We start from the raw sequence: 306 nt of genomic DNA, 5'->3' as shown, positions 1-306 counted from the left end.
CCGATTGCTACAAACGCTGCGTCCGAATGGTACGTTGGAGACCAGACAATATGATGCAGCAGGCCAACTGATTCAATTGCGTGATGTCACGGCTCAAGGAGAGCTCATTCAAGAATATCACTACACCTATGATGCAGCAGGCAACGTGATTGAAGAGAGTGATGGGCCCGGAAGTGAAGCATCCTGGTCCGCGGGGACTGTGACAATGACCTATACGGCTGATAACCGGCTCGACACTTACAATGGCGAGAAGGTCCAGTATGATGCTGATGGCAATATGATCTTCGGTCCGCTAAATGGAACAAT

1 protein-coding gene is annotated in these 306 nt (G+C 50.0%); it reads left to right on the top strand.

What is annotated here, in order from left to right:
* The coding region (locus tag RCF13_RS02145) for an RHS repeat domain-containing protein (protein ID WP_308140787.1) at positions 1 to 306 on the top strand (306 nt) is incomplete at both ends.

The organism is Stenotrophomonas maltophilia group sp. RNC7 (assembly GCF_030910085.1).
GTDB classification, from domain to species: Bacteria; Pseudomonadota; Gammaproteobacteria; order Xanthomonadales; family Xanthomonadaceae; genus Stenotrophomonas; species Stenotrophomonas sepilia.
The sequence above is the reverse complement of the archived record's forward strand: the minus strand, read 5'-3'. Positions and strand labels throughout refer to the sequence as shown.